Genomic DNA, 22,630 nt, shown 5'->3' with positions numbered 1-22,630 from the left:
TTGATTCAAATCCAAAATATGACTGAAGGGGGCGACATGTCGAAGAGTAATGGCAGGATGCATGGCAAGGTGGCCATTGTGACCGGAGCTGGATGCGTGGGCCCCGGTTGGGGGAACGGGCGTGCGATCGCTTATCGCTTTGCGCTGGAAGGCGCCAGAGTATTTGCGGTGGATAAGGACTTGTCGTCCATGGCGGAGACGCTCGATCTTATTCATGCTGAGGGTGGCGATGTAACGCCGTACACCTGCGATGTCACGGATAGTGAGGCAATTGCCGCCTTGGTCGCTGCTTGCGTGACCCGTTACGGCAAGATCGACGTGCTGGTGAATAATGTCGGTGGGCCGACGCCTGGCGGACCCATCGAGTTGAGCGAGTCGCAGTGGAGTGCCCAACTGGATGTGAACTTGACGTCCGTTTTCCTGATGTGCAGGCACGTTATGCCCTTGATGGTGGAGAACGGTACTGGGTCGATCGTCAATATCGCCTCGACTTCCGGCATACGCTGGACAGGCGCTTCACAGGTAGGTTATGCAGCTGCGAAAGCAGGCGTCATACAGTTCGGGAAAGTGGCGGCTGTCGAAATGGCCAGCAAGGGCATTCGGATCAATTCGGTGCTGCCGGGCCAGATGCATACCCCAATGGTCGAAGCCATTCTTGCCAGGAACCAAACGGGTGGGGATATTGATGCGCTGCTCGAGAAGCGCCAGCGGCGCATCCCCTTGCCGTTCATGGGGGATGGAAGAGATACCGCGAATGCCGCGCTTTTTCTGGCTTGCGACGAGTCGCGATTCGTGACGGGGACCGAGATCATTGTCGATGGTGGCATGAGCGCGCGTTGCGACTGATCTTTATCAAATGGAGCGTTTGAATGGCACGTATTCCCTATCCCGACCTGGATGCATCGGAGATCGCACCGTTGGTGGACCGAATCAAAGGTGAGCGCGGTAAGGTCCTTAATCTTTACAGCATGCTGCTGCATAGTCCCCCTGTGGCTGAAGGATGGCTCTCTTTTCTGACGGCGATCCGTCAAAAGTGTAGCCTTTCCGGTCGTGTTCGAGAGCTGGTCATTCTTCGGATTGCGCTTCTCAATGGCGCGGAATACGAGTTTGCCGCCCACCGTCCGTTCGCCATAGAGGAGGGTATGACCGATGCCCAGATCGACGGACTGCGCGCCGGGAAAACGGATCTTTTCAGTGACGTCGACAAGGCCATTCTGGCCTATTGCGATTCGAGCACACAGGGTGTGCACGTGCCAACGGATTTATTTGATGCCGTGAAGGTGCATTTCAATTCGCGGGAGCTGGTGGAGTTGACCGCAACAATTGGTGCTTACAACCTAGTTTCCCGTTTTCTCGAAGCGATGCAGGTCGACCACGAAGGGAGGGAGAACTGAGGGGGTTGCCGACCGTCATTCCGAGCACGAGTTTGCACCGCGCGAATCAGAAGAAAGCGATCGCCTGATAAATAAACGACGAAGGAGACGTGTCATGCAGTTCCGGGCCGTATTTGCTTTAGCGATAACGATGGCTATAAGCATCGCAAGTCATCTTATGCCCGCGAGCGCTCAGGCCGCGCCATTTCCCGACCATCCAATCCAGGTCGTCATTCCATTTCAGCCGGGTGACACAGACAACATGTTGCGTCCCTTTCTTGAGAAGATGCGCGAGTTCCTGGGGCAGCCGATGGTGCTCAACTACCGCCCGGGTGCTGGAGGGGGTATCGGCGCAGGGGCCGTTGCAACCAGTGCGCCCGACGGTTATACGGTGGTGGGAAGTTCGCCTGGGTCAATTGTCGTCGTGCCCCTTGGCAATAAGGAGTTTCGCTACACGGCTGACTCGTTCGCGCCGATCGCCGCGCTGGCTGAAGGTGGGCTGATGTTGGTGGTTCATTCTTCGGCGAAGTGGAAGACGTTGAAAGAACTTGTAGACGAATCCAAAACAACGCCTGACATCATCACGTTCGCGAGCTCAGGTACGCTCGGCATTACGCATTTACTGGGTGAGGCATTTGGCCAGGAAGCGGGCGTCAGGTGGACTCATGTCCCGTTTCAGGGAAGCGGTCCCGCGATCACCGCTTTGCTGGGGGGCCATGTGAACGTGGCGTCCACCGCGATAGGCCCAGCGCAAGCTCATCTGAAAGCCGGCACATTGCGCGCACTTGCTGTATTTGGCGACACTCGCTTGAAAGCTTATCCCGACGTGCCCACGTTGAAGGAGTCGGGGTACAAGCTTGGCAGTCCGACGCTTTACGGCATTCTGGCGCCCAAAGGGACTCCCCAGGCTGTGGTCGATACCATCTATGACGCGGCTCGCAAGGCCGTCGAAAAGTACGGCCCGCAGATTTCCGAGAATCTCAGTTTGTTCGGGGCAGAGATCAGACTGCTGGCGCCGGAGGACTATCGACAATACCTGGACGGCCAGAATCGTGTGTTTACTGATGCGGTCAATACCCTCAAGTAGTGGGCGAACGTCAAGGAGTTGTAATGAGCAAAAGTCATCCGGTCATTATTACATGTGCACCGACAGGTGCCACCCATACACCCAGCATGTCACCTCATCTTCCGGTTACCGGCAAGGAGATTGCCCGGGCTGCCATTGACGCGGCAGATGACGGGGCTGCGATTCTCCATGGCTCGACAGGTTCAAGGCGTTCCGTCACGATTGGGAGCGTGAGCATCTTGAAAACAGTCGAGGAGAATGGCACTCGGGACGTCAGCCATCTTTCCTGATTTCCTGGATCCTGGGTTGGTCGAAGGCCTCTTATTCGTGCAGACCGTATTCGGCATTCTGGGTGGCATCGGCGCCCATCCAGAAGACCTCTTGCACCTGAAACGTAAAACTGACAGATTGTTCGACGATTAATATCAATGGTCGATATTAGGGGCGGGCCGAAATCAAATCTCCCTGACGAGCATAGGTGCTCCCATGGCTTCCCATATGCGCGTAGGACTGGAGCACTCACTTTGGATGGATCTTGGCCGCCTTGCACAGTCAAGCGCGGAGCAGGTTACGCGGATACGCGCGGTGCTCGAAGCATTGAACCTGGAAATCGCAACCCCTGCGCAGGCTCGCTGCTTACTGAATCTCAAAGGGAGATAACCGCCCGGCCCCCAAGTGGAGCGAGTGCTTTAAGGGCGGCGGTTAGTTTGATCCCGGTGCCGCACCCAGCATCACTTCAGCTTCCACTTTGATCAGCTGGATCAAGGCCATCGTCAGCTCGGACATCTCATCATGTCGGCGAGTCACCATTGCAAGTGCACGCTGAGGCGCTCCTTCAAGTTGGTGGATCGCCAGTCCTGGCGTCCAGATCATTTTGGCAGTCGATAGCGGGAGCATTGCAAAGCCGAAGCTTGCCTTCACGAACTGAGATATGGTGCCGACATTGTTCAGTTCAAGCGGCGAAGCTAGCGTCACGCCCGCTTGACAGAAATGGCGGTCAATGAACTTTTGCATGCCTGTGTCTTTTCCCAGTTTCAGCATGGGCATGGTTGCCAGCGTCTGTGGACACCAACTTTGCAATTCTGCGGGTAGTCTTGTATGCGCAGCTGCCAGCAACACAAAAGGATCATGAGCAAATTCGTCGTAATCGAGATCGCAGTGAATGATGTCCTTGGCGCCCAGTACGAAATCCACATCCCGGCGCAGCAGAAGATCTAGCGCTTGATCGGTGTACACGTCATGCACATTAAACGTTGAATCGGGATTTGATCGCTGCAACGCGGCGAGGGCGGCTGGCAGGAGGGTTGCCGCAAGTGCTGGTAGCGCAGCTACAGAAACCCGTCGGCGCCACCCCGAGGCAAGTGCCTCGAGCTCGACGAGGCCCTTGGAATACTCGGCGCACACGCGTGCCGCTACGCTTACCAAAGCTTCGCCATCGCGCGTTAATCTGACGGTTCGAGTGGTACGCTCGAAAAGCGCTACACCAGTCTCGATCTCCATCTCTCGCACAATTTTGCTCAACGTTGGCTGAGTAATGCAAAACCTGTCGGCCGTGCGACTGAAATTCAGCGATTGGGCCAGTGCAACAAACATGTGGAGATGGCGGGGAGAGAGGTTCATCGCGTGTTCGTTAGCATCTGAATATCTTCAAGGAAAATATTCTGCGGTAGTTGAGATGTTCTGTTTCAGCAGCTTAAAGAATTATCCTAGCAAGCAGCTTCAACAGCTATCTTAGCAAGCATCTCAGCTGCAATAGCGGCCGCGAGGACTCTGCCGGTGTATGTCTCTGCTGTTCCAGCGAGAGTCGTCGACCGCTCTTGGCAGTGCATTCAACCGGACGCCGGCCTCCGATTCCATCCGACCGCTCGACGCGATTTCGCTTAGATCCTGGATCTTGGTGGATGAGGCTCAAGCAGTGCTGCTTTCACGATCACAAAGTGCCTGGACCAGAAAGCGCCAATTCATGGGCAATACGGTCTTCAGCGCCAACAGCTCTCCGTCTGGCCGCCCGGCAATCTCAGAGACGGGTGTGCTGGCGGCTCCGAAAGCATGGGCCGCCTTCCCGGAACGGCCGTTAAGCATCGTGGTTCCCTTCACGCACGGTGGCGCCAAGGACCGTTCGCCGTCGTATCCGGGCGTGCCCACCGTGGCCGAATCGGGTGAGCCGGGATACTTCGTGGACAGCTGGTATGGCGTGTTTGTCCCACGAGGCACGCCCACTGCCGTCATCGATCAGTTGAACGCGGCCATCAAAAAGGTGTCGGGCGAGCCCGACTTCCAGGCGGCGCTGGAACTGGAAGGCCTGGATGCCAGCGTGGGGACGCCTGCCGCGTTGGGCGAATACGTGAGGCGGGAAGACAGCCGCTGGACCAAGATCATCAAGGACGCGGGAATCACCGACAACCCTTGAACGCCGGCGGTACCGCTAGAATGCAACGCGCGCCCCAATCGGGGCGCGCGGCATGTGGGCTTGCGAGATGGCCTTATTCGGCTTTGACGTTGCCGGCCTTGATGACCGCCGCCCATTTGGCGGTGTCTTTTTGCACCAGATCGCGGAATGCTTCGGGTGACGAGGGGCTGGGTTCCACACCCAGGCTGGCCAGATTGGCGATCAGCGCGTTGGCCTTCAGGCTGTTTCGTACGGCTTCGTTCAGTTTGGCCACGACCTCGGCCGACGTGCCCTTGGGCGCGAACACGCCGTACCAGTTGCTGGCTTCCACGTTCGGAATGCCTTGCTCTGCCAGCGTGGGCACGTTGGGCAAGGACTTCAAGCGTGCCGGCGCCGCGACGCCCAGCGCCACGAGCTGTCCGTCATTGATGAACGGCATCAAGCCCGACACATCCCCAAAAAATGCCTCAACGTGACCGCCGATGGTGTCGGCGATGGCCGGTGCCGCGCCCTTGTAGGCCACATGCAGGAAGTCGACCTTCGTCTGGTTCTTGAACAGCTCGATGGTCATGTGCGGCATGCTGCCCACGCCCGACGAGGCCAGGGTAGCGGGTTCACTACGCTTGGCTGCTGCGGCCACGTAGTCCGACGCGGTCTTGATCGGGTTCTTGGGAGACACCACCAGCACTTCGGGCGTATGCACCACCAGCGCAATGGGCGTGAAGTCTTCGGTTGGCTTGTAAGACAGGCTGGGATACAGAGAGGGGTTGATCGCGATGGCGCCCGCCGAGCTCAGGAACAGCACGCTGCCGTCCGCGGGGCTGCGTATGACATAGTTGGCGGCGATGGCGCCGTTGGCGCCCGGCTTGTTTTCAACGATGACGGTCGTCTTGAGCTCGGTTTCAAGCTCCTTGGCCAGAATGCGCGCCAAGGAATCGGCGGGACCGCCCGGCGGAAAGGCGACGACCAGGCGCGTCGGCTGCGCGGCGATGCTGACGCTGGCAAATGCGAATGCGGCCGCCAACGCGCCGCCCAGAAAGGTGCTGAGGATTCTATTTTTCATGGTGTGAGGTCTCCTGGCAGCCGGCGATTCAACCGCCGGGCGCTCCTTGGGTGTTGACGTATAGCGAGTAAATGGATGTGCATGACGCCATGAACAGGCGATTGCGGTGCGTGCCGCCAAAGCACAGGTTTGCGCAGCGTTCGGGCAGGGCGATATGTCCGATGGCTTCGCCGTCGGGCGAAAAGATGCGCACGCCGTCGAGTTCTTCGGTGCCCATTCCCCAGCCGCACCAAAGGTTGCCGTCGACATCGACGCGAAAGCCGTCGGGCGTTCCGGAACCGGCGTTCAACAGCACATCCGGCCGCGACAGCGTGACGCCGTCGTCCTGAACCTGAAACACCAGGATGTTGCGCGGGCGCGCGCGCGATTCGATGACATACAGCAGCTTTTCATCGGGCGAGAACGCCAGCCCATTAGGACCGTTCACCCCTTCGGCGACAACGGTGAGATCTCCCGATATACCGTCGATCCGGTAGATGTTTGCGGGCAGTTCCTGGCGGGCAGGTTCGCCTTGATAGTGGCCGACGATGCCGAAGGGCGGGTCGGTGAACCAGATGGAGCCATCCGACTTGACCACGACATCGTTCGGTGAATTGAGCGGCCGGCCCGCGTGGCTGTCGGCCAGCACGGTGATGCGTCCATCGTGCTCGGTGCGGGTCACGCGGCGGGTGCGGTGTTCGCAGGTGATCAGCCGGCCTTGGCGGTCGCGCGTGTTGCCGTTGGCATGGTTGGATGGCGCGCGGTAGGCGTGGACCGAATTGCTGATCTCGTCCCAGCGCAGGATGCGGTCGTTGGGTACATCGCTCCACAGCAGGTAGCGGCCATCTCCAAACCATACGGGGCCTTCGGCCCAGCGGCAGCCCGTTGCCAAGCGTTCCACGGCGGCGGACAGCAGATGGTATTTCTCAAATTGGGGCGCCAGCGTGCGAATGGCGGGGTCGGGGTAGCGCTGAGAGGGTTCCCACATAGGGCCTCCACAAGAAGGGATGGATGGACTTAGCCGTAGAGCCGGCGGGGGTTGCCGTGCAGCACGGCATCCAGCACGGCCGGGTCTTCGCCGCAGGCGCGCCGCAGCAGGGCAAGCAGGTCGGGCAAGCGCGGCTGGGGGTAGCGGATGTTGACGTGCGGCCAATCACTGCCCCAGATGGCCCGGCTGGGCGCGCCCTGGATCAATGCTGACATCAGCGGCAGCGCGGCCTGGAAACCGTTCGCGCCATCCGTCACGCGGTCAGCCCCCGAAACCTTGATCCAGAGGCTGGGGTGATGCAGCAGTTCCAGCAGAGGCTGCCATTCCTGCGGGCGTGCGACGGGCGCGCGGGCCATGTGGTCGATGATGAGCGGTACGTCATACCGAAGCAGGGCGGGCACGGTGGCAAGCACATCGGCCATCTCTGCATGCACCAACGCGTGCCAGCCATAAGGCTTGATGCGCGCCAGCAGCTCGCCCATACGCGAGACATCCGGCTTGCCGGCCAGATGCTTCATCATCCCCAGGCGAATGCCACGCACACCGTGCTGGTGCATGTGGGCCAGGCTTTCCTCGGGCGTGTTCTCCGTGATGACGGCAATGCCGCGATACGCGCCTAGGCTGGCGGACAGCGCCGCCAGCAACGCGCGGTGGTCATCGCCATAAGGCGTGGCCTGGACGATGACGCCGCGCGTGATGCGGTATTCGGCATGCAAGGCTTCCAGTGCCTGGAAGGGGGCTTCGTCGGGAACATAGGTGGGGCGCTCGGCAAGCGGGTATTCGTTCCAGGGGCCAAAGATATGCGTATGGCAATCCCAGCGTTCACGGGCTAGGGGCATGGGGGGCTCGATTCAGTTTGAGGTGGCGCCGGTTTCTTTGATGATGGCGCTCCAGCGCCGGTATTCCGACTTGATCAAGTCGCCATACTGGGCGGGCGTGCCGGGCGTGGCTTCGGCGCCCTGCGCGTCCAGGCTGGCCTTAAGGGTGGGGTCTTTGATGGCGTCGTTGACGGCCTGGTTCAGGCGAGCGGTCACATCGGCGGGCATGCCGGCTGGGCCAACAATGCCTTGCCAGGTGCCGGAATCGAAACCGGGGGCGACGGTCTCGGCCAGGGTGGGAACCTCTGGCAGTACCGACACGCGCTTTGCCGTCGTGACGGCCAGCGCTTTCAATTTGCCTTCCTTCACATACGGCAGAAACGCATTCAGGCTGCCGGACATCATGAATTCAATGCGGCCCGATAGCAGGTCGGGAAGCGCCGCGGCATTGCCTTTGTAGGGTACGTGCGCGAAGTCGGTTGCGGTCTGGCGGGCGAAAAGAATGCTGGTCAGATGATCAATGGTGCCGTTGCCGGACGAACCCATGTTCAGCTTGCCGGGCTTTTCCTTGAGAAGTTTGACGAATTCAACAGCCGTGTTGGCAGAGACTTCGGGGTTCACGATCAGCACCAAGGGTACGTTCGCTACCGACGCGACGGGGGTGAAGATTTTCCCCGGGTCGAGCTTGTCGTTGGCGAACAATGCCGGCGATATCGCAATGGACGAACTGTTGTAGAGCAATGTGTAGCCATCGGCGGGCGCGTTCGCAACCATTTCGGCGGCGATGTTGCCGCCCGCGCCGGGCTTGTTCTCGACCACGACCTGCTGGCCCAGTCCATCGCCCAGGCGCTTGGCGACGAGCCGCGCCAGCACGTCCGTCGGCCCGCCCGGCGAGAACGCGACGATTAGCCGGATCGGCTTGTCGGGATAGGCCCCCGCCAGCGCCGGAGCGCTGCCACATGCCAACAGCGCTGCACCGGCCAGCGTGTGCAAGATGCGCCTGCGCTGGGACGAAAAGAACCGCGTTGAATCATTCATGATGTCTCCTGGGAGGCGCTTGGTGCGCCTCTCTCTTTTCAAGGGGCGATGTCAGTCGCAGCGCACGCTCATGCCGCCGTCGACGATGATCTCGGTGCCGGTCACGAACCGGGCTTCGTCGGAGGCCAGGAACAACGCGGCATTCGCGGTGTCTGTGCCGTCTCCCATGAATCCCAGGGGAATGCGGGCCTGGCGTTCGGCCAGCAGGGCATCCACGTTGCCGCCTGCGCGCTGCCCGGCCAGCCGCGCTTCGACCATGGGGGTGTGCATCTGCCCCGGCACCACCGTATTCACGCGGATGTTGTGCTTGGCGTATTCCACGGCGACGACGCGAGACAGCTGGATGATGCCGGCCTTGGCCGAGGCGTAGCCGACCTGCGCCGCGCCAGTCCAGCGTATGCCGGAGGTGGACGCGGTGTTCACGATGGCGCCGCCACCATGGCGTTGCATGACGGGGATGACGTGTTTGCAGGCCAGGAACACGCTCTTCAGATTGAAGTCCATCTGCGCGTCCCAGTCCGCTTCGGACAGGTCCACCGGCCCGCCGCGGCGGGAACCCCCGACGTTGTTGACCAGGATGTCGACGCGGCCATAGCGTTCGACGCAAGCCTGCACCATGGCCTGGACGTCGGCGCTGACCGTCGCGTCGCCCGTCCAGGCGGTGATGTCTCCGCCCGCGTCCTGGGCGCGCAGCAGCGTTTCAGCCATGGCGTCCGCGTTTTTGTCCACCGCGAAAACCTTGGCGCCTTCCTGCGCGAAGCGCACCGCGACGGCGCGTCCATTTCCCCAACCCGGGCCGACGCAACCCGCGCCCGTGACGATCGCAACTTTTCCTTCCAACCTCTTGCTCATGATCTTCGCTCTATCTGTTGATGACATGCAGTGTTAAGGGGTGACGCTGTCGGCGGCTTTCAGCTCGTGCGGCTCGCCCTCGGGCGGGTCGATCTGAAAGACATTCAGCGTCATTGAAATCAGGGTGTAGTAGCCGGCCAGCGCCACCAGATCGATGACGCCGTGCTGGCCAAACATGGCTTCAGCGCGTGCGTAGACGTCGTCAGACACGCGGCGTGTCTCGTGCAGCTGCGTCAGGAACTCATGGATCAAGGCTTCATCGGCTTGCCCAAACGGGATGGGCTTGCCATCGCGCAACGCGTCGATCACCGCTTCGGATACGCCCGCCTTGAGCGCGATGGCCTTATGCGCCCACCATTCGAATTCCGACCCCCACCAGCGCGCGAGCACGAGAATGCCGAATTCGGACAGGCGGGGGGAAAGCGAACTGTCGTAGCGGCAGAACTGGCCCAGCGCCTGCGCGGGTTCGGCCATGGATGGCCGGTGCAGCCATACCGCCAGCGGGCCGCGCACGCGGCCACGCGGGCCGGAGGCGATGAGGTCGTAAATACGCTTTTGTTCGGCGGACATGTCCTGAACCTGCGGGGGGCTGACGCGTGCCATGCTTGCTCCTGAATTATTCGGGCTTGATGCCCAGGTCCTGAACCACCTTGCCCCATTGGGAAATCTCGTTGCGGATCGTGGTGGTGAATTCGGCGGGCGTGCCGCCGGCCGGTTCGGCGCCATCGGCCAACAACTTTTCCCGGGCGTCCGGGGTCAGCAATGCGCGATTGACGGCGGCGTTGAGTTTTTCAACGATGGGGGCGGGCAGGTTCTTGGGGCCGATCAAGCCGTACCAGAGCGTGGCGTCGTAGCCAGGCAGACCCGATTCGGCAATGGTCGGCACATTGGGTAATGCGGCAATGCGGGTTGCGGTGGTGACGGCCAGCGCCTTCATCTTGCCGGACGCTACGTGCGGCAGGGCGCTGGCGGTGGCCGCGAAATAGAGTTGGACCTGTCCGGCCATCAGATCATTCTGTGCATTGCCGCCGCCCTTGTAGGGGATGTGAGTCATCTCGACGCCCGCCTTGCGGTTGAACATTTCATTGGCCAGATGAATGACGCTGCCCTGGCCCGAAGAGGCGTAGTTGATGGCGCCAGGATGCTTCTTGGCGTAGTCGATCAGCTCGGGCACGGTATTGGGGGCGAAGCCGGGGCTGGCCACCACCAACAAGGGGCCGCGCGACACCTGCACGATGGGTGTGATGTCCGCAACCGGGTCGAACGACATCCGGTAAAGGCTGGGGTTGACCGTGTAGCTGGAGGAAATCAGCGTCAGCGTGTAGCCGTCTGCGGGCGCGTTGCGGCCGGTCTCGACGCCGATCATGCCGCCCGCACCCGGCCGGTTTTCCACGACGACGGTCTGCTTCAATTCCGCCGTCAGGGCCTGGCCCAGATATCGCGCCAGCAAGTCGGCGCCGCCGCCTGGGACGAACGTCACGATCAGGCGGATGGGGCGTTCGGGATAGTCGGCTTGCGCCACCCCGCTGGCCGCGGCCAGCGCGCAAGCGCCAACTGCGGCAAACCATCGAAAATAGGGGCTGCGCATGAAAGTCTCCGATATGAATATTGTTCTATGGAGCGATTCTGCTTATTCTGTGTAATAGCCGTCCAATATGTTTTTCGGATGTCAGTAATTCTTATTCGGAATTACTGAATTTGGCGGTCCCGTTCACGCTTTCCCCTTTCTGACGTCCCGCTCCATGGATTTGAAGTCGATGCGCATGTTTCTTGCGCTTGCTGAAGAGCTTCACTACGGGCGGGCCGCCGCGCGTCTTTTCATTTCCCAGCCGCCGTTGACCAAGGCCATCCAGCAGTTGGAAGAACGGCTGGGCGTCACCCTTTTTGACCGCAACAAACGCAGCGTCAAACTGACGGTGGCCGGCACGGCGCTGGTCCAGGAAGCCCGCAGATTGTTGGCGCAGACCGAGCTCTCGATCCGCACGGTGCAGCGCGCCGAGCGTGGCGATGCGGGGCGCTTGCGCATCGGCTTTGTGGCGGCCGTGCTGTTCATGGATATCCGGGAAGTGGTGCTGGGCTTGGAACGCGATCTGCCCGGCCTGGAAAGCGTTTGGGAAGAAATGGGGTCGTCAGAGCAGCTACAGGCGCTGGAGCAGGACCGCATCGACATCGGCTTTGCGCAGGTTTCTCAGGGCGTGGGCGACATGAAGTCGATACCCGTGGGCCGCGTCGGGCTGGTGATTGCGCTGGACGAAGGGCACCGCTTGGCGCGACGCCGGCGGGTCAAGCTGGAAGAGTTGGCCGAAGATGCCTTCGTCGCCATTCCGCGGCACAGCGGGCCAAGTTTTCATGACCTGACAATCGCCGCCTGCATGGAGGCCGGGTTCAGCCCCAGGATCATGCATTACGCCAAACACCTCGTGTCGGTGGTGAGCTTGGTTGCCATGGGGCGCGGCGTGTCGCTCGTGCCGCGGTCATTCGCCCGCGCGGGTGTCCCGGGCGTGGTGTTCAAGGATATCGATGGCCTGGTGGTCGAAGCGGAGTACTCGGCAGTATGGAACCCCGCCAATACCTTGCCGCTATTGCCTCATGTGTTGAGCCTACTGGGCGGCGAGCACTAGCGCTTGCGCCTTGCGCGTGGCTCGCGCTCAATTCCATCAGGTGGAATTTCCGCGTTGCGGCGGCCTAGTGGGCGATCCTAGACTCGGCAGGGCCTGGCTATCCAGCCAGATGCCTCAGAGAAAACCGAACGTCACGTGAAAGCTGCCGCATGCCTGCCATCGAAGTGTTGCGCGCCTTTGCCGACAAGATCCAACAAGAACCCCTGTCCGCAGAGGTCAGCAGGCACGCCAAGCGCGCGCTTGTCGATTGGTATGCCGCGGCCTATCCCGGCGCGTCTGACCCCGCCGTGGCACTACTGCGTTCGTTGCTGCTGGACGAACCCGCCTGCGATGCGGCTGATCTGGTGGCGGGGGGGGGGGCGGGCGACGGCGCGCTCGGCCGCCCTGATCTACGGGGCGGCCGGTAGGAGAAGGCGTTGACCGTCGCAGCATGCCCCCTAGGTCTGGGAAGAGGTGTCCCACCGAGGCACCATGTGCGAAAATAAGCTCATGGCAATCATTCGCAAACGCCCACCTAAGACAACTGGGTACTTACCTATAGTTCGCTATGTTGTCCAAACCGGCTCGCCAAATCCGAAGAGCAAAGCTCCGCGGAAGTAAGCAGGCGAACCGGTGAGCGCCGCAAAGAATGCAGTGGATCCTAAGCCAGCTGCTAAGACGGCTAAAAAGCCCGGCCGAAGGCGGTTAGCTATACCGCTTTCGCGGCTCCAAAACGTACCGATCCTTGGGCGTTAAAAGGCCATTGAGATTGCCAAGCGCGCAGGGATCCTCGACGAGGCCGGCAACCTCCAGTCGTTCTACCGGTGAAAGCAGGACATCTGATTGTCGGGTACTACGGTTGCGATGCGGTAGTCCGTGACGACTTGGTCAGCCGACGAGTGGTATCCCTCGACCAGAGTCGCAATGATTACGACTGGCTTGGCCCTGGTGTCTAATTTTTCGAGAACGACGTAGAGCGAGCATTGCGCTTTGCTGAGCGCTCCCACAAGAAACCAGAGGCCATGTACACCAAACAGCAGATTGCAAGTCCGGCGGCGGTGGGGACGCTGATAAAAGTCAATCATTGGCTTGATATGACCACTCAGCTCGAGATGACGACATTCGCCAACGCGTACGATGCCTTTATTGAGGAAGTTCCTATGAAGGACGGCGTGCCGCGCCTCCCCTGTGAATGCTAAGGCACACGAAGGGGATCGAGACTTTATCTTGCGCAAGCTCGACAACGCGGTTTTCCCCTACCTTCATGGAATCATGGAGGAGCAGCGCGCTAAGGACAGGTATTCCGCGATGTCTCCAGGCGCCATATCCGCCGAGATGATGACGTCATCCGCACGCACATGCTTGCCGTCGGTAAGGCGATACGCCCCCACCCGCGGGTCGTATGAAGCACCTCCAGCGCAAATCTACCGTAAACGTCGAACTTCATGATATCTCCATGTGCTCATTAGATCTTTCCGACGGCGGTCAGCGAAGAAAGCGCTGAATCACAGCCGTTGCAGCGCGGCACCATGCGGGTCCGTCCAGGCCAACGCTTGGCCATCGGCGCATAACAGGAACATGCCGGACGGCTGCCGCGCGTCCGAAGGCAAGAATTGTGGAAATACCAGCGGACTTTCGTTGCTAATCCAGATGCAACCCGAGGCCAGCATGCCGCGTGCAAATTCATTTCGCTGTGCCTGATCCATAACGTAGTTCAGAACGGCGGAGTGATACACGACAACAGTCGCTTCCGCCGGTGCCTGTTCGATTAAGGAAGCAACAACCCGCAACAGATCGCCCCGGACGATCTGAGGTAGCTCGCGTCTGCAGATCCGTAGCGCCGACTGACGGCGGGTGAGTCGATCTTCATCATCGGGCACACCAAGTCCTCCAGCAACTTCCTATACTTGTCGCAACGGACGTCGATTGGGCTCAGGTCTAATCCCGCCCTCCACACAGTTTCAGGATAAGTGCGGGGCAGCGGGGCAGCGCCGGTGACCTCACAGGGGAAGACCGGATAGTCCGATTCATTGGGACAGGGAACCAGACGTTGTGAACCCCAGTCGTAGCCGTATTTCTCCATCAGCAGGCACAGCCCTGCAGAGGCCCCCACTTCGATTAGCGTTATCTTGCCACCGATTGAAGCGAGAGCGGGCATCAACACCGCACAGCGCCCAGGCTCGTGGTCTGTGCGGAACGAGCCAGCATAAGAGCCCGGATGGCGGCGCCATGTTGTGCCAGGCCTGCGTCGTAATCTGCAGTCGATGTGAGGGCGCGCCTACGGTATGCCGGAGCGCTGTAAACAGCAGATTGGGTTGCTGCTTATCTACAGGTAGATCGTTCAGAAATGCTAATGCGTTAGACGATTTCGCGACATGCAATGCCCATTGTTCATACAACGGCGAGCGACCCGCCGCCTCGATTTTGGCAACCCTTAAATAGCGGTCAGTAATTCGATCCATGCCATCTCCCACTACGCAGATGAGTCCGGGCAGATTAGCATCGCTCACGGGAATCAGCCACGCCGCTATGTAGACGCCCGCAGTTGCATGTTGACGCCGCGGTATGACTGCTTCTGGCCGATTCTGTTGAAAAACTCGATTGCGCGCGCGCTTGGTCGCGCTTACAAGGCCGATGACCTGGCGGCTTTCGCCATTTTTTCGATTGGAACCGGGTACTGATGCCCGGTTGCCTTGTTAATCGGTGGGTTTCGCCTCAACTGGGCGCACCTGTGCCCTGAATCGGTGGCCCCGGAGAGGTAAGCATCGCAAGACGACGTAGGTTCTGAACGGCTGCTGCAAGCGTGAATTCGTCTGCTGCACCAGTAAGTCCGCGCAACCGCAAGCGGTCGATCTTCAAAATACGTTTGAGGTGTGCAAACAGCACCTCGACTTTCTTTCGTTCGTGACGTGAGCGCTGGTACTGCACAGTGGCGCCGATACGCCTGGCTGCATCGCGTGCATCCTCGTGAATGCTGCGAGCGATCTTGCGCATCGGCGTATTGGGGCAGCATTGCGACTTCATCGCGCACTTACCGCAGTCCGTTTTGCTGGCTCGGTAGATTACGGTGCCCGCCTTGGTGACGTGAGTGCGTTCGATCTTGAACGTGTGCCGCTCGCTGCGCAGTGCATGCCCCTCGGGGCAACGATATTCGTTGGCCTCGCCATCCCATTCGAAGTCGCTGCTCGATAGACTGTCGTCCTTGCGCTGGGTTCTGTCCCAGACGGGGACGTGCGGCTCTATCCCCTTGTCTTGCACCATCCACGCCAGCATCGGCGCCGTGCCGTAAGCGGTATCGCCGATGAGCCGATCAGGGATGATGTCGAATCGTTCCTCGACACGATCCACCATCGTCTTGGTAGAGTCCACTTCTGCGGTGCGATGTGCAGGGGTGGCTTCGACGTCGAGGATCACGCCATGCTCGGTATCGATCAGATAGTTTGTCGAATAAGCGAAGAATGCGGGACCGCCAGGGGCGGCCGTCCACCGTGACTGCGGATCGGTCAGCGAGATTCGCCGGGGAACGGCTTGTTCGAACGCTTCGTCGTCGAGCGCTTCGAGATACTCGCGCACGGCACGCGTGCTGAGTGCGGGGTTCGACCAGTCGGTGGCCTCACTGGCAGGAACACCGCGCTGGCGGTTCGCATCAGCAGCCACGACGCTGGCATCGACAGCGAAGCCTTCGCCTTTTACTAGGCCCGCAGCCATGCAACGACGGACCACTTCATCGAACAACCAGCGGAAGGTATCGCTGGCGCGGAAACGTCCATGTCGGTTCTTGGAGAAGGTCGAGTGATCGGGCACTGCATCCTCGAGGCCGAGACGACAGAACCATCGATATGCAAGATTCAGTTGAACCTCTTCGCACAGACGACGCTCGGAGCGGATGCCGTAGCAATACCCAACGATCAGCATACGGATCATAAGTTCGGGGTCAATGGACGGACGGCCCGTATGGCTGTAGTGCTTCGCCAGGTGTTGGTGGAGTTCCTTCAGATCCAGACAGCGATCGATGGCTCTAAGAAGATGGGTCGGCGGAACGACGTCTTCAAGGTTGAAAGCGTAGAACAGCCGCTCTTGCCCGCTCGCTTGATGACCCATCATGTCGGTGCTCTCCGAACTCGTTGGCGCTTTGCAAATTCTGCCAGACGACCGAGACGGCCGCGAGTTTTTCAACAGAATCGGCCGGGAGCTGACCTTCGCGGCCGTCCATGGGAACTCAAAAAGTCATATCGATGCTGGCCACGCCCCCTGCATAAGGCCATATGCGATGCTGATCAAGACCTTTCTCGCGTGGAAACCGTGGAATCTTCCATCCCTTGAAGCGCTAAGACACCATTTGGCCGGTCCTGGACTTCTTTGGCAGAGAACCCGCTCTGTCCGTAGACCTTCGCGCGTCTGGCATCCTCGAGATGTTTGCGCATCAGGCCGGCAGCTTCTATAAGATCCTGCGTTTGAATCGCGGCGAGAATGGCCAGATGCTCTTCTGCTTGGGCGCGCCGTGGCGTACGCGCACTGGCCTGCCGATACTCTACCAGGCGGCGAAGTTCATTTAGGCGTTGAATCGCCTGCAGGACGAATCGGTTGCCAGACCATTTTGCTAGGGTTTCATGGAAGTGGCAGTTTGCTTCAAAGAGCTCAATTGCAGTCATCGTTTGATAGCCACCGTCAACGATGAACCGCTGCTCCAGGATCAAGCCTTGGAGCTCGTTTCGATCTGCTGTAAACCACGGGCTCAGAATCGCGGCTGGTTCTATCGACTGCCGGAACAAATAGCTCTCTTCGTAGGCCTGTGGGGAGTCGATCATAGGTAGGAACAACCAACCGTTGCCGACCCGTTGTTCCACCCACCCCTCTTTTGCTATCCGGGAAAGTACCTTTCGCAGGGTGCTGCGCGCGACGCCGAACAGCCTCATCAACTGAGCTTCGCTGACCTCGTCAGGCAGTTCCCCCGCTTGCCGTGCGCGGGCGATCCTGTCGTAGAGAGGATCGTCAGGCTCTGCGAGTAAGGTCCGCGCCTCTTCGTCCAGGTCCTGCGCAGCTCGTGTCAGCACGAAGCGGCGGTTGGCGTCCCGGTGCACGAGGCCCAGCTCCGACAGATGCCGCAAGGCGACTTGTACGGGGCTTCGCGACGTACCGATCGCTTCCGCAAGCGCGACTTCTGCCAGAGGGCTGCCCGCCTCGCGCTTCTCACGGCGCACCAGTGCGACGATCTCGCGGACAACGCGGGCTTGTACCGAGGTAAGTTCCTTCGTTTTCTCCATGGCAGGATTCTAGCGCGTCGCCGTCCATGAAGCGGCGTAGTGGCCGCCGCCCCGAGTATCAGTCGATTTTGAGCTGGAACTTGGATATCAGCGCGGACATCTTTTCCGAATCCTTATTGATGATTTCGCGTAGCGCTTCCGGTCCGCCCGCATCAGGCGTGGTCATTGCGTCGTTCAGGCGCTGACGGACCGATGGATCTCCCATGGCTTGCCGCGTGGCGTCGGCCACAGTTTCAATCCGGTCCAAGGGTGTTCCTTTGGGCGCGACTAGGCCCATCCACGACGTGAATTCATATCCCGGCACGCCGCTTTCAGCCACCGTGGGCACGTCCGGCAGAGCGGGGTTGCGCTGGCTGCCGGTAATGGCCAAGGCCTTCAGCTTGCCAGAGCGTATGTGCGGCAACGCGGCCAACGGAAAGGCAACGACCGTGGATATCTCGCCGCCCAAAACACCGATCATTGCCGGGCCGCCGCCTCGATAGGGCACATGAACGAGATCGACGCCCGCCATGGATTTGAGCATCTCGCCTGCAAGGTGATTGGCACTGCCATTGCCGGCAGTGCCGTAGGTGAAGCCGCCAGGTTGTTTGCGGGCAAGCGCCAGGAACTGGGCAAGGTTCGCGGCGGGTACTGATGGATGCGCACAGATGATGAGATCAATCGACGTCATGAGGCTCACGGGCGCAAGGTCTGCCACGTGATAGCCAGGGTCCTTGTATAGAAAGGGGTTGATGGTCATCGTTCCCTGGTTCACAAACGTCAGCGTGTAACCATCATTGGGCGCACGGGACCCGGCGGCCGTGCCGATGTTGCCCGCGGCCCCGGCGCGGTTGTCTACGATTACGGACTGGCCCAGCGCCTTTTGCCAAAGCGGTTGCAGCAGCCGACACACGGCGTCCGCATCGCCGCCGACAGGTTGCGGAACGATGAGCGAAATGGCCTTTTCGGGATACTGGCCCGCCGCCAAGCTCATCCGGGACAGCGGCAGGGACAGCGCCGCCATGGCCAAGCCCGATAAGGATCGCATGGCGCGGCGCCGGGATTCGTTTTGAATGTCATACTCAGTAGCCATGTGAATGTCCATGGTTGTCTCCTCAGGTGTTTTGTAATGTGCTTCAGTCTGGGCTTTGCTGCTGCGCGTCAGTACAGCGGCACCACGCCGATCAAACCGGCCACGGCAATCATCACCAGCGCCAGCAGCACTGCCCATTTCCACGTGAACCGCTGGTGCGCGCCGAACTCCACGCCCGCGATGCCTATCAGTACGTAGTTCGCGGCCACCAGGGGACTCAATTGGTGGACCGGCTGCCCCAGCAACGAAGCGCGCGCGATGATCTCGGGCGCGATGCCGTAGGCCTTGCCCGCCTCGGCCAGGATCGGCACGACACCGAAGTAGAAGGCGTCGTTCGACAGGAAGAAAGTCATCGGTGCGCTGAGCAGCGCCGTGATCAGCGGAAGGAAATTGCCCGCCGACTCCGGGATGATGCCGATCACACTTTGGGCGATGGCGTCAGTCATCTTCGTGCCCGACAGGATGCCGGTGAAGATCCCTGCGGCAAAAATCACGGAAACCACGGCAACCACACTTGCTGAGTGTGCTGCCATGCGCTCTTTTTGGTCTTGCAGCGACGGGAAGTTCACCGAGATCGCGATCGCGAACGCGCCCATGAACAGCAGCGGCAATGGCAGTACACCGGCCACCAGCCCGACCATCAGCGCGCAGGTCAGGATCAGGTTGAAAATCATCAGCGGCTTGCTGCGAGGATGGCTGGACAGCTGAGCGTCGCCGCCCAGCGGAGATTCCATGACCGGTGCGGCGTCGCGCCATTGAATGGTCTTGAGCCGGGCGCGTTCACGGCGGCCGAACCACCATGCGATGCCCAGCGTCACGGCGGACGCGGCGATCATGCCGGGAATCAGCGGCAGGAAGACTTGAGAGGCATCCAGATGAAGCGCGCTCATGACGCGTGCCGTCGGGCCGCCCCAGGGCGAGATGTTCATGATGCTGTTGCTCAGCATCGCCAGGCAGGGCAGGATCAGCGAATTGATCCCCAGTTGGCGGTGCAAGGGCAACATGGCTGTCAGGCACAGCAGGTAGGTCGTTGAGCCATCGCCATCCAGCGACACCAACAGCACGAGCAGGGTAGAGCCGACGATCACCCGCATGGGGTCGCCCTGGCAGACGCGGACGATGGCGCGGATCAGCGGGTCGAACAGCCCCACGTCGATCATCAGGCCGAAGTACAGAATGGCAAACATGAGCAATACGCCGGTCGGTGCAATGGCGCGCAGGCCGCTCATGACCATCGGGCCGATCTCCGGGCCGAAGCCGCCAAGCAGGGCGAACAGGATGGGAACAGTGATCAAGGCGATCAGGGCGGTAGCTCGTCCGCTCATGATGAGCGCCATGAACGCGATGATCATCCCGTAGGCAAGCAGGGTAAGCATGGGTTTGTCTCCTGGCTTTGTTATGGTTATCAAATCGCAGGGCGAACGATGCCCCGCCCGGTCGATGCCGGGCGAGCCTTTCGCGCTGCGGGGAGGGGGTTAGGGGTGGCTGTTTTGGTGCAGATAGTCTCGCCAGACGAGGGGCATGATTCCGCCATGGCGCCAGTATTCGACGTCCTCGGCCGTGTCCAGCCGCACGATCAGCGCAATTGTGGTCGTGGTGCCGTCAGCTCGGTGAATTTCGGCCTTGACACGATCCCCAACAGCTAGTTGTTCGCTCAAGCCCAGGACATCAATCGTTTCAGAGCCGTCAAGCGCCAGCGAATCGGCTGTGGTGCCGGGTTCGAACTGTAACGGCAGTATGCCCATGCCCACGAGATTGGTGCGATGGATGCGTTCGAAGCTTTCGGCGATCACGGTCTTCACGCCTAGCAATGCCACGCCCTTGGCCGCCCAGTCGCGCGACGAACCGCACCCGTAGTTGCGGCCTGCAATCACGGTAAGCGGCGTTTTCCGTTGCAGATAGGCCTCTGCCGCCTCGAAGATCCGCATTTGCTCGCCTTCGGGCATCAGGCGTGTATAGCAGCCTTCTACGCCGGGAACGATACGATTGCGCAGCCGAATGTTCGCGAACGTGGCACGCACAGCGACGTCATGGTTGCCGCGGCGCGTGGTGTAGTTGTTGAAGTCCGCCTTTTGCACGCCTTTGGCCAGCAAGAAATCGGCGGCGGGCGTGCCCAGGCTGATCGCGCCAGACGGCGAAATATGATCCGTGGTGACGGAGTCGCCAAGGATGGCGAGCGGCCGCATGCCGATGATGTCGGACACCGGCGAAGGTTGCGCACGCAGCCCGTCGAAGTACGGGGGCTGGCGGATGTAGGTGCTGTCGGGCTGCCAGTTGAAACGTTCGCTGGCCGTACCCGATAGCGCGTCCCACTGCGGGCCGCCGTCAAAAAGATCCGCGTATTTGGCGCGGAAGATTTCCGGTTCGTACGTGGTGTCCACCAGCGCGGCGATCTCGGTCGCGGTGGGCCACACGTCTCGCAGGTACACAGGGTTGCCGGCCTCATCCACCCCGATGGAGTCGGTGGTGACGTCGTGCAGCAGCGTGCCGGTCAGCGCATACACGACGACCAGGGCGGGCGACGCCAGATAGGCCGCGCGCACATTGGGATGGATGCGGCCTTCAAAATTCCGATTGCCGGACAACACGGCGGTGGCCACCAGCTTTTCACGTTCGATGGCGTCTGCGATGGGCTGGGGCAGCGGACCGGAGCCGCCGTTGCACGTTGTGCAGCCAAAGCCTGCGACGTGAAAGCCCAGGGTATCCAGGGCGTTTTGCAAACCGGCCTTTTCCAGCACTGCGGCGGTCACATGGCTGCCGGGCACCAGTGACGTCTTTACCCATGGCTGCGTGCGCAGTCCCAAAGCAACGGCTTTCTTCGCCACCAGGCCCGCCGCCATCATGTTGACCGGGTTGGCCGTGTTGGTGCAACTAGTGATGGCTGCAATGACGACGGCGCCGTCGTGCAGCGCGTAGTCCGCGCCCTGCACGGCCACCTTGCGACGGTCATCCACGGGTACCCCGGCGATGTCGATGTGATGCTGTTCGAACGCGCGCCTCGCCTCGCCCAACAGCACGCGATCTTCGGGGTTGCGCGGGCCGGCAAGACACGGAGCGATGTCGTCCAGCACGATGGTGATGACACGGTCGAACACCGGCGCCGGCGTGGCGGCATCGCGCCAGAGGGCCTGCGCCTTGGCATAGGCCTCCACCAGTTCCAGTTGGGATTCGTCGCGGCCTGTCATGCGCAGGTACGAGAGGGTGCGGTGGTCGATGGGAAAGTAAACCGCCGTGGCGCCGTATTCCGGTGCCATATTTGCGATCATCCCGCGGTCGCCTAGGGACAGGGTTTCAAGGCCGTTGCCGAAGAACTCGACGAACTGGCCTACCACCCCGATCTTGCGCATCTGCTGCGTGATAGCCAGTACAAGATCCGTGGGCATGACGCCTTCGCGCAGTTGGCCGCGCACCTCAACGCCTACCACTTCGGGCAACGCCAGCGCAACTGGCTTTCCGACCATCACGGCTTCTGCTTCGATGCCGCCCACGCCCCAGCCCAGGATGCCCAGGCCGTTGATCATGGGCGTATGGCTGTCGGTGCCGACACAGGTATCGGGAATGGCCAATTCCTCGCCCCGCTGCGTCTCGATGCGAACCACCTGCCCGATGTTTTCAAGATGGATCTGATGCATGATTCCTTTGCCCGGCGGCACGATTCGCACGCCTTCGAAGCTGCTGCTGCACCAGCGCAAGAACGCGAAGCGCTCGCCATTGCGTTCATACTCTTTGTCCAGATTGACCTGGCGCGCGTCGGCGCTGGCCCAGCGGTCCACCTGCAGCGAGTGGTCAATGATGACATCCACCGGCACCTTGGGGCGCACCGCGCTGGCGTCGCCGCCTGCATCGGCGACGGCATCCCGCAGACCCGCCATGTCGACCAGCATGACCTGGCCAAGGATGTCCTGGCCGAAGACGCGCGCTGGGTAGAAGGTAAGTCCGGCCCCGGTGTCGCGATTCAACAGCGCGGACATCTCGGACGCGGTATCCAGCCCCTGGCGCGCTTGCCGCGCCAGATTTTCAAGCAGGATGCGCAGGGAAAAGGGAAGCCGCTCCACACCGGGCAAGCTGGCGATCGGGACGTAGCAAATAGTGCGGCCGGCCAGCGGCAGAATAGGAAGTTCGTTCATG

21 protein-coding genes and 2 pseudogenes are annotated in these 22,630 nt (G+C 60.8%); 8 read left to right on the top strand and 15 right to left on the bottom strand.

The features are described 5' to 3' along the window. The first annotated feature begins 36 nt into the window (after positions 1–36). From A9974_RS24485 to A9974_RS24470, 4 genes and pseudogenes are all read left to right on the top strand, one after another. Positions 37–846, top strand: a complete 810-nt coding sequence (locus A9974_RS24485; RefSeq protein WP_183006782.1) for an SDR family NAD(P)-dependent oxidoreductase — start codon at positions 37–39, stop codon at positions 844–846. Between the two features lie 23 nt (positions 847–869). Next, on the top strand, positions 870–1,394 hold the full coding sequence (locus A9974_RS24480) for a carboxymuconolactone decarboxylase family protein (RefSeq protein ID WP_183006781.1): 525 nt from the start codon (positions 870–872) through the stop codon (positions 1,392–1,394). A 94-nt stretch (positions 1,395–1,488) separates the two neighbouring features. Further along, positions 1,489–2,460 (top strand): tripartite tricarboxylate transporter substrate binding protein, encoded by a 972-nt coding sequence (locus A9974_RS24475; protein WP_183006780.1) that lies wholly within the window; start codon positions 1,489–1,491, stop codon positions 2,458–2,460. Positions 2,461–2,483: 23 nt separating this feature from the next. After that, positions 2,484–3,099 (top strand): annotated as a pseudogene (locus A9974_RS24470) (3-keto-5-aminohexanoate cleavage protein). A gap of 42 nt (positions 3,100–3,141) precedes the next feature. Here A9974_RS24470 and A9974_RS24465 read toward each other — a convergent pair. Continuing rightward, positions 3,142–4,059: a LysR family transcriptional regulator gene (locus A9974_RS24465; RefSeq protein ID WP_183006779.1), complete on the bottom strand. Its 918-nt coding sequence runs from the start codon at positions 4,057–4,059 to the stop codon at positions 3,142–3,144. A gap of 160 nt (positions 4,060–4,219) precedes the next feature. Between A9974_RS24465 and A9974_RS29550 the strand changes: the two genes are divergently transcribed. Further along, on the top strand, positions 4,220–4,849 hold the full coding sequence (locus tag A9974_RS29550) for a tripartite tricarboxylate transporter substrate binding protein (RefSeq protein ID WP_255468312.1): 630 nt from the start codon (positions 4,220–4,222) through the stop codon (positions 4,847–4,849). A gap of 73 nt (positions 4,850–4,922) precedes the next feature. Here A9974_RS29550 and A9974_RS24455 read toward each other — a convergent pair whose 3' ends face one another. The 7 genes from A9974_RS24455 to A9974_RS24425 are packed head-to-tail and all read right to left on the bottom strand — an operon-like array spanning position 4,923 to position 11,154. Then, a complete protein-coding gene (locus A9974_RS24455; RefSeq protein ID WP_183006778.1) occupies positions 4,923–5,891 on the bottom strand; it encodes a tripartite tricarboxylate transporter substrate binding protein in 969 nt (322 codons plus the stop codon). Between the two features lie 28 nt (positions 5,892–5,919). Beyond that, positions 5,920–6,858, bottom strand: a complete 939-nt coding sequence (locus A9974_RS24450; RefSeq protein WP_183006777.1) for an SMP-30/gluconolactonase/LRE family protein — start codon at positions 6,856–6,858, stop codon at positions 5,920–5,922. 29 nt (positions 6,859–6,887) lie between these two features. Further along, the gene (locus A9974_RS24445; protein ID WP_183006776.1) at positions 6,888–7,697 is read right to left on the bottom strand and encodes an amidohydrolase; all 810 of its coding nucleotides are present in this window, start codon (positions 7,695–7,697) and stop codon (positions 6,888–6,890) included. Between the two features lie 12 nt (positions 7,698–7,709). Then, positions 7,710–8,714, bottom strand: coding sequence for a tripartite tricarboxylate transporter substrate binding protein (locus A9974_RS24440; RefSeq protein WP_175171143.1), 1,005 nt, complete (start codon positions 8,712–8,714; stop codon positions 7,710–7,712). A 51-nt stretch (positions 8,715–8,765) separates the two neighbouring features. Continuing rightward, the gene (locus A9974_RS24435) at positions 8,766–9,566 is read right to left on the bottom strand and encodes an SDR family NAD(P)-dependent oxidoreductase (RefSeq protein ID WP_183006775.1); all 801 of its coding nucleotides are present in this window, start codon (positions 9,564–9,566) and stop codon (positions 8,766–8,768) included. Positions 9,567–9,599: 33 nt separating this feature from the next. After that, the gene (locus A9974_RS24430; protein WP_255468311.1) at positions 9,600–10,136 is read right to left on the bottom strand and encodes a carboxymuconolactone decarboxylase family protein; all 537 of its coding nucleotides are present in this window, start codon (positions 10,134–10,136) and stop codon (positions 9,600–9,602) included. Positions 10,137–10,182: 46 nt separating this feature from the next. Further along, entirely contained in the window at positions 10,183–11,154 is a 972-nt protein-coding gene (locus tag A9974_RS24425) for a tripartite tricarboxylate transporter substrate binding protein (RefSeq protein ID WP_183006774.1), read from the bottom strand. Between the two features lie 154 nt (positions 11,155–11,308). Here A9974_RS24425 and A9974_RS24420 point away from each other — a divergent pair, with 154 nt between their 5' ends. From A9974_RS24420 to A9974_RS24410, 3 genes are all read left to right on the top strand, one after another. Further along, a complete protein-coding gene (locus tag A9974_RS24420; RefSeq protein ID WP_183006773.1) occupies positions 11,309–12,187 on the top strand; it encodes a LysR substrate-binding domain-containing protein in 879 nt (292 codons plus the stop codon). Positions 12,188–12,336: 149 nt separating this feature from the next. Further along, complete coding sequence (locus A9974_RS24415) at positions 12,337–12,594, top strand: hypothetical protein (protein ID WP_183006772.1); 258 nt, start codon at positions 12,337–12,339, stop codon at positions 12,592–12,594. A 594-nt stretch (positions 12,595–13,188) separates the two neighbouring features. Further along, complete coding sequence (locus tag A9974_RS24410; RefSeq protein WP_183004380.1) at positions 13,189–13,365, top strand: hypothetical protein; 177 nt, start codon at positions 13,189–13,191, stop codon at positions 13,363–13,365. Between the two features lie 306 nt (positions 13,366–13,671). On the opposite strand, the pseudogene A9974_RS29695 reads toward A9974_RS24410, so the two are convergent. The 7 genes and pseudogenes from A9974_RS29695 to acnA all read right to left on the bottom strand — a co-directional run bounded on the left by A9974_RS29695 (position 13,672) and on the right by acnA (position 22,629). After that, a pseudogene (locus tag A9974_RS29695) lies at positions 13,672–14,294 on the bottom strand (DUF2332 family protein). Then, entirely contained in the window at positions 14,194–14,628 is a 435-nt protein-coding gene (locus A9974_RS29690) for a DUF2332 family protein (RefSeq protein ID WP_220805928.1), read from the bottom strand. Before A9974_RS29690 ends, A9974_RS29695 begins: the two are co-directional and overlap by 101 nt. Before the next feature lie 253 nt (positions 14,629–14,881). After that, positions 14,882–16,270, bottom strand: a complete 1,389-nt coding sequence (locus tag A9974_RS24400; protein WP_183006771.1) for a transposase — start codon at positions 16,268–16,270, stop codon at positions 14,882–14,884. Between the two features lie 173 nt (positions 16,271–16,443). Continuing rightward, positions 16,444–17,430 (bottom strand): GntR family transcriptional regulator, encoded by a 987-nt coding sequence (locus A9974_RS24395; RefSeq protein WP_183004353.1) that lies wholly within the window; start codon positions 17,428–17,430, stop codon positions 16,444–16,446. A 58-nt stretch (positions 17,431–17,488) separates the two neighbouring features. Next, positions 17,489–18,514 carry a tripartite tricarboxylate transporter substrate binding protein gene (locus A9974_RS24390; protein WP_183004352.1) on the bottom strand — a complete coding sequence of 342 codons (1,026 nt, stop codon included), beginning with the start codon at positions 18,512–18,514 and terminating at the stop codon, positions 17,489–17,491. A 56-nt stretch (positions 18,515–18,570) separates the two neighbouring features. Then, entirely contained in the window at positions 18,571–19,878 is a 1,308-nt protein-coding gene (locus A9974_RS24385) for a CitMHS family transporter (RefSeq protein ID WP_183004351.1), read from the bottom strand. Between the two features lie 99 nt (positions 19,879–19,977). Then, positions 19,978–22,629, bottom strand: a complete 2,652-nt coding sequence (gene acnA / locus A9974_RS24380) for an aconitate hydratase AcnA (protein WP_183004350.1) — start codon at positions 22,627–22,629, stop codon at positions 19,978–19,980. Position 22,630: the final 1 nt, after the last annotated feature.

The sequence above is a fragment of the Achromobacter sp. UMC71 genome (assembly GCF_014170305.1).
GTDB lineage: Bacteria > Pseudomonadota > Gammaproteobacteria > Burkholderiales > Burkholderiaceae_B > Achromobacter.
The sequence above is the reverse complement of the archived record's forward strand: the minus strand, read 5'-3'. Positions and strand labels throughout refer to the sequence as shown.

Bases quoted from the DNA above. Each gene is read 5' to 3' on its own strand.
- A9974_RS24435 (WP_183006775.1), bottom strand. From the start codon at position 9,566: ATGAGCAAGAGGTTGGAAGGAAAAGTTGCGATCGTCACGGGCGCGGGT.
- A9974_RS24390 (WP_183004352.1), bottom strand. From the start codon at position 18,514: ATGGACATTCACATGGCTACTGAGTATGACATTCAAAACGAATCCCGG.
- A9974_RS24400 (WP_183006771.1), bottom strand. From the start codon at position 16,270: ATGATGGGTCATCAAGCGAGCGGGCAAGAGCGGCTGTTCTACGCTTTC.
- A9974_RS24480 (WP_183006781.1), top strand. From the start codon at position 870: ATGGCACGTATTCCCTATCCCGACCTGGATGCATCGGAGATCGCACCG.
- A9974_RS24450 (WP_183006777.1), bottom strand. From the start codon at position 6,858: ATGTGGGAACCCTCTCAGCGCTACCCCGACCCCGCCATTCGCACGCTG.
- A9974_RS24475 (WP_183006780.1), top strand. From the start codon at position 1,489: ATGCAGTTCCGGGCCGTATTTGCTTTAGCGATAACGATGGCTATAAGC.
- A9974_RS24455 (WP_183006778.1), bottom strand. From the start codon at position 5,891: ATGAAAAATAGAATCCTCAGCACCTTTCTGGGCGGCGCGTTGGCGGCC.
- A9974_RS29550 (WP_255468312.1), top strand. From the start codon at position 4,220: ATGTCTCTGCTGTTCCAGCGAGAGTCGTCGACCGCTCTTGGCAGTGCA.
- A9974_RS24415 (WP_183006772.1), top strand. From the start codon at position 12,337: ATGCCTGCCATCGAAGTGTTGCGCGCCTTTGCCGACAAGATCCAACAA.
- A9974_RS24420 (WP_183006773.1), top strand. From the start codon at position 11,309: ATGGATTTGAAGTCGATGCGCATGTTTCTTGCGCTTGCTGAAGAGCTT.
- A9974_RS24445 (WP_183006776.1), bottom strand. From the start codon at position 7,697: ATGCCCCTAGCCCGTGAACGCTGGGATTGCCATACGCATATCTTTGGC.
- A9974_RS24440 (WP_175171143.1), bottom strand. From the start codon at position 8,714: ATGAATGATTCAACGCGGTTCTTTTCGTCCCAGCGCAGGCGCATCTTG.
- A9974_RS24410 (WP_183004380.1), top strand. From the start codon at position 13,189: ATGTACACCAAACAGCAGATTGCAAGTCCGGCGGCGGTGGGGACGCTG.
- A9974_RS24485 (WP_183006782.1), top strand. From the start codon at position 37: ATGTCGAAGAGTAATGGCAGGATGCATGGCAAGGTGGCCATTGTGACC.
- A9974_RS24430 (WP_255468311.1), bottom strand. From the start codon at position 10,136: ATGTCCGCCGAACAAAAGCGTATTTACGACCTCATCGCCTCCGGCCCG.
- A9974_RS24465 (WP_183006779.1), bottom strand. From the start codon at position 4,059: ATGAACCTCTCTCCCCGCCATCTCCACATGTTTGTTGCACTGGCCCAA.
- acnA (WP_183004350.1), bottom strand. From the start codon at position 22,629: ATGAACGAACTTCCTATTCTGCCGCTGGCCGGCCGCACTATTTGCTAC.
- A9974_RS24425 (WP_183006774.1), bottom strand. From the start codon at position 11,154: ATGCGCAGCCCCTATTTTCGATGGTTTGCCGCAGTTGGCGCTTGCGCG.
- A9974_RS24395 (WP_183004353.1), bottom strand. From the start codon at position 17,430: ATGGAGAAAACGAAGGAACTTACCTCGGTACAAGCCCGCGTTGTCCGC.
- A9974_RS24385 (WP_183004351.1), bottom strand. From the start codon at position 19,878: ATGCTTACCCTGCTTGCCTACGGGATGATCATCGCGTTCATGGCGCTC.
- A9974_RS29690 (WP_220805928.1), bottom strand. From the start codon at position 14,628: ATGGATCGAATTACTGACCGCTATTTAAGGGTTGCCAAAATCGAGGCG.